Raw genomic sequence first — 3,222 nt, 5'->3', positions numbered from 1 at the left:
GGACGAACTGGGCGTCGGGGAGGTGCTGTGCCAGCCACTGACGGACCTGCTGGTGGGCGACGGGGTGCGTCGTGAAGGTCCTGACGTCGGACAGTTCCGTACCGGGGCGCAGCATGATGGAGAAGGCGATCTCGATCTCCAGCTCGTGGTAGATCTGCACGCCGCCCGCCTCGACGAGGGCGTCGAAGGTGGAGGTCACGGCGCCGTCGACGGAGTTCTCGATGGCCACGCACGCGAACTGGGCGCGTCCCCCGCGCACCGCGTCGAGGGCCTCGCGCGGGGAGTTGACGGGGAGCTGTTCGACCTCGCTGTCCCCGAAGGCACCCTGGTCCTGGAAACGGATGAGGGCGGCCTCCGTGAAGGTGCCGGCGGGGCCGAGATACGCGACAGTGGTGGGTGCGGTCATGGATGACAGCCTATCCAGTCGTATTCTGGTCTGCATGACCCTGTCCCTGCCTGCGCTCGCCGTCCAGCTGCGGTCCGGGGAGCGTTCGGCGGCGGAGTCCGTCGAGAAGCTCGCCGACCGCCTGCGTGCCCTGCGCCCCGCTGAACACGGCTTCTCCCATCTCGCCCTGGAGCAGGCGCATGACGCGGCGCAGCGGCTCGACCGGCTGCGTACCGCCGAGCGGGGGCGTCTCCACGGGCTGCTGCTGCCGGTCAAGGACCTCTCGCAGGTGGCGGGCATGCCGACGACCTTCGGGTCCGCGCACCGCACCCGCCCGGCCGACACCACGGACACCCTGCCGGCGGCGTTGCTGGCGCAGGGGGCGCTCATCCCGGGCAAGTCGCACACCGCGGAGCTGGGGTTGATGATCTACACGGAGCCGCCGGGGTTCACCGCGCCTGACAACCCCCTCTGGCCGGGGCGCACGCCGGCGGGTTCCTCGGGTGGGGCGGCGGCGCTGGTGGCCCGTGGTGTGCTGCCCGCCGCGCACGCCTCCGACGGTGGCGGGTCGATCCGCGTTCCGGCCGCCGCCTGCGGCGTCGTGGGGGTCAAGCCCTCGGCGCCACGGTTGGCGGCGCAGGGTTTCATCACACGCTCACTTATCGACGCCACCTTCCTCCTCTCCCTCACCCCCTCCCCGGGGCGACGCCGAGTCGGCGTGCTCACCCAGCCGCTGTTCACCGGCGCGAACGTCGGGGAGGTGCATCTGCGGGCCGTCGCCGAGGCGGCGGCGCGGTTGGTGGCGGCGGGGCATGAGGTCGTGGAGGTCCACCCGTACCCGGACGCGGAGGTCACCTTCGAGGCCTTCCGCACGATCTTCACCTCGAAGCTGGCGGGGCTGCCGGGTTCGGCGGAGGGACTCGTCGGTTGGCTGCGTGCCCACGGCCGGGCGGTCACGCGCACCCGCCTGGACCAGGCCAACCGGCACGCGGACGCCCTGCCGCGGCACCTTGCCGAGTACTGGGACGTCGATGCTCTTCTCACCCCGATGACCACGGATGATCCTCCGCCGATCGGGCACTTCGCGGCGATGGACCACGAGGAGAACTTCCTCGCGCAGACCCGCTGGTCACCGTGGGGATCGCTGTTCAACATGACGGGGCGTGCAGCGGTGTCCGTGCCGTGGCCGGTGCCGGGCAGACCACCCGTGGGCGTGCACCTCGGGGCGGTCCGCCTGTCCGACGCGGAGCTGGTGGCTCTCGCGCAGGAGCTCCACGAGTGACCCGCCGGCGCCTGTGGACCGAGATCCTCATCGTCCTAGCGGTGAGCTTCGGCGTCTCCGGGATCCGGGGTGTGCTGCGCCTGACCGACGCGCTGCTCGACACCCGCCCGCTCTCCGAGCAGCAGGTCATCCTCCACCAGACGCTGTCGAACGCCCCGTGGATCGACCTCGGACTGCAACTCGCCTCCGCGACCACGCTCCTGGCCTACGGGGCGCTCGCGCTGTACCTCCTGGCCGGGCAGATCCGATTACCGGAACCCCGCTGGTCAGACCTCGGCTGGGGGGCGGGCCTGGCGGCGGTCATCGGCGTCCCCGGGCTGGCCTTCTACCTGGGCGCCCTGCACCTGGGGCTGACCCGGGAGGTCGTCCCCACCACGCTGACGCACCCGTGGAGTGAGGTCCCCGTGCTGCTTGTCTGGTCCTTCGCCAACGCCTGGGGCGAGGAGATCGTCGTGGTGATGTACCTGCTCACCCGCCTGCGGCAGCTCGGGTGGGGGCTGCCCGCCGCGCTGGCCTTCTCCAGTGTGCTCCGCGGCAGCTACCACCTGTACCAGGGGATCTCGGCGGGGTTCGGCAACATCCTCATGGGCGTGCTCTACGGCTGGTTCTTCTGGCGCACCGGCCGGGTGTGGCCGCTCATCATCGCGCACTTCCTCATCGACGCCGTCGCGTTCGTCGGTTACGCGCTGCTGGCTGACCGTATTGTGTTCCTTTAATACTGAAGGTTTCTCCCACAAAAGGCAAGGTTGCCCTGTGCTGTACGTGGGCCTGTGCTGAGAAATGTGCGGGCCGTGGTTACGGGGCACCTTTTTCGTGAGCGCGACCACAAAAAGTCCCCCACCTGCGCGAATAATAGGGGGTTCCACTATCTGTAATCTAAAGGGGCTCTTCACGATTTGGAGTGCGTAGCTGACCACGGGGTGGGGCTCGGGGTGGCACAACATATAGGGGTCCTGGCCGGTACAAGATGAGAGTTACCACACCATCATCTGACCGAACCAGGACCCTACTGTGCAGCCTAGTGGCAACCTCGTGGCCGATACCATCTGCCGGACCGCCGAGATCGGATTGACGATCACCGGTGCCGCCGACGCCGGCACCCTCACCAGGGGGTGTCCCCCGAGTAGTGGACACGGCGTTGGTGTCAGTTAGGCAACGAGGCCTACGGTAGCAGCCGTCGTCGCGGTCTCGAAGGCAAGGGGCGAGCGGTAGTCCAGGGCTGAGTGGCGCCGGCGAGTGTTGTAGCGGGTGACCCACCGGAAGACCTCGCGACGGCACACCTCGGCAGAGTCCCACCCACGAGCACCTTGGAGAGTTTCTCGCTTGAGGGAGGCGTTGAACGACTCGGCCATCGCATTATCCGCACTCGAGCCGATCCGGCCCATCGACTGGCGGACTCCCAGCCGCCGACAGGTGGTCTGGAAGGCTGAGGAGGTGTATTGCCGTCCGTGGTCGGAGTGGAATACGGCCCCGGCCAACGAGCCCCGCGCCCGGGCCGCGTTTTCCAGGGCGTCTTCGACGAGACTGGTGCGCATGTGGTCGGCGATCGACCAGC

Annotated in this window: 4 protein-coding genes; 2 read left to right on the top strand and 2 right to left on the bottom strand. The window is 68.9% G+C overall.

The genetic code is table 11. The features are described from left to right. Positions 1-406 (bottom strand): prephenate dehydratase domain-containing protein (locus tag GXZ33_RS04600; protein ID WP_291339709.1); only part of this gene is annotated, 406 nt, incomplete at its 3' end. Between the two features lie 34 nt (positions 407-440). Between GXZ33_RS04600 and GXZ33_RS04595 the strand changes: the two genes are divergently transcribed. After that, complete coding sequence (locus GXZ33_RS04595) at positions 441-1,667, top strand: amidase (protein ID WP_291339708.1); 1,227 nt, start codon at positions 441-443, stop codon at positions 1,665-1,667. Continuing rightward, a complete protein-coding gene (locus GXZ33_RS04590) occupies positions 1,664-2,383 on the top strand; it encodes a CPBP family intramembrane glutamic endopeptidase (protein ID WP_291339707.1) in 720 nt (239 codons plus the stop codon). The genes GXZ33_RS04595 and GXZ33_RS04590 overlap by 4 nt, the downstream gene beginning before the upstream one ends. A 432-nt stretch (positions 2,384-2,815) precedes the next feature. On the opposite strand, the gene GXZ33_RS04585 is transcribed toward GXZ33_RS04590, so the two are convergent. Continuing rightward, the coding region (locus tag GXZ33_RS04585) for an integrase core domain-containing protein (RefSeq protein ID WP_291339706.1) at positions 2,816-3,222 on the bottom strand (407 nt) is incomplete at its 5' end.

It is taken from the genome of Corynebacterium sp. (assembly GCF_012838985.1).
GTDB lineage: Bacteria > Actinomycetota > Actinomycetes > Mycobacteriales > Mycobacteriaceae > Corynebacterium.
Note: the sequence above shows the minus strand (reverse complement) of the source record. Positions and strands in the feature narration are given on the sequence as shown.

Coding starts and splice junctions, on each gene's coding strand:
- GXZ33_RS04595 (WP_291339708.1), top strand. CDS start 441: ATGACCCTGTCCCTGCCTGCGCTCGCCGTCCAGCTGCGGTCCGGGGAG.